This window comes from Colwellia hornerae, assembly GCF_007954355.1.
In the GTDB taxonomy this organism is placed as follows: Bacteria; Pseudomonadota; Gammaproteobacteria; order Enterobacterales; family Alteromonadaceae; genus Colwellia_A; species Colwellia_A hornerae.
Window position 1 is genome coordinate 1 of record NZ_VOLR01000072.1, and the last position, 1,487, is coordinate 1,487.

The window sequence follows — 1,487 nt, forward strand, 5'->3', positions numbered from 1 at the left end:
GTATTGTTTCTCGCAGGTCTTATAGATAGTCGATATAGACGGCAACCCCTGAGTATGCGTAGTGAAACAAGTAACTTCTGTTGCGCCGAAAGTCTTGTTAAAAGCATCGAGTGTTTTCATTCAAATACTCGTAAGCAACAGAAGTATATTCCACCTATTAATGAGTTAGGTAAACTGATTAATTAATGGAACGGAGCAACTATAAGGGGTTTCAAGTCGGACAAATAACAGTTGGCGATTTACTCCTTCGTCGTTTATTGTAGCCAACTACACTTAACGCCTTCTTAATAAGACGTTAAGTGTTCAGGGAATCTCTCATTATGGATGTTGCTCAGAAGATAAATGTTTTTCATTCTTTAGATTCTAAATCGACTTGTATTCCTATGATCAAGTCTTGTTCTTTTGGAATCGCAATTTTAACTTTAATAAGCTTGATCGCTGGATTGTTTTTTCAAGATTTGAATAGCGAAACATCTATTGGTTTTGTCATTGATTTCAGCTTGTATGCATTTCTCCTCTTTGCTGTTTTTAAATGGCATTCTCGTATTGCGGCATCATGTTTACTTTTATTATCAACTTATAGTGTATATCTTACATTTATGGTGCTGGCAGGAGTTGAAATTGGTGGCTCTAACCTACTAATATCGCTTGCAAGTTTTTGGTTGTCTTTACGTTGTACAGAAGCAACTGTTAAATTAAATATATTTAATAAAAAGAACACCTAACAAGAATATCTCTGTGAAAATTTGTACCGAAAACGAACAAGCTAGTGTGGTTTTTACAAACTGGGGTAACCATGTAGACATAAATGAATGGCGTGATTACAATAAGGTCATGTTAATTTGTTAGTTTCGCTTACCAGAAGAATAATATATTTCAAAACTATTTAATATTTCCAGTCTGGGAACTTCCGATCTTCGAACGATGAAATATATCCCCCCTGACACAATTAAAACTCTCCAGTTGTCAGAGATTGCGGATGACCTAATTCAAGGAGCTATGCGCTGTTATGCAAGGATCATTGATACAAAAGACTCTGACTAGTAAAGAAGCTTCAGTTTATCTATTTAAAGATGATTTTGATGGGCTTACTTAAAGACTAGTACGTGTATATTAACTTAGCTAAGGGTATTGTACTAGAAGTTAAGCGACTGGTAATCCATACCCCATTAGGACCCGTAGGTGAACTACCCACCGACGCCGCTTCGCGTCGAACAGTGGGTTTTCTCGACAGATTCGATAAATGTTAGACAACAGCTGATATACAAAGTAGTAAGTATAAATTTATATTTTTTCATTAGCATTAGGCTTTCAAACACTGAACCTTACGCATTCATTTCACAGCACCTCCACTCCCTTCGTAAGGGTATAGCTAACGGCACCTAGCCGCGCTCAATGTTCCATGGTAACAGCGACTCAAGATTATTCGGTTGCTCAGCAACATGCTGCAAGCATCTTGAGATATAGTCATGCACGACTAGGCCATT

The 1,487-nt window shown here is 37.2% G+C and carries 2 protein-coding genes; both read left to right on the forward strand.

Translation table 11 applies throughout. The features are described from left to right. On the forward strand, window positions 1-186 hold a 186-nt coding region (locus ESZ26_RS19385), incomplete at its 5' end, for a hypothetical protein (RefSeq protein ID WP_211361248.1). 134 nt (window positions 187-320) lie between these two features. Beyond that, on the forward strand, window positions 321-725 hold the full coding sequence (locus ESZ26_RS18980; RefSeq protein WP_146801370.1) for a hypothetical protein: 405 nt from the start codon (window positions 321-323) through the stop codon (window positions 723-725). Window positions 726-1,487: the final 762 nt, after the last annotated feature.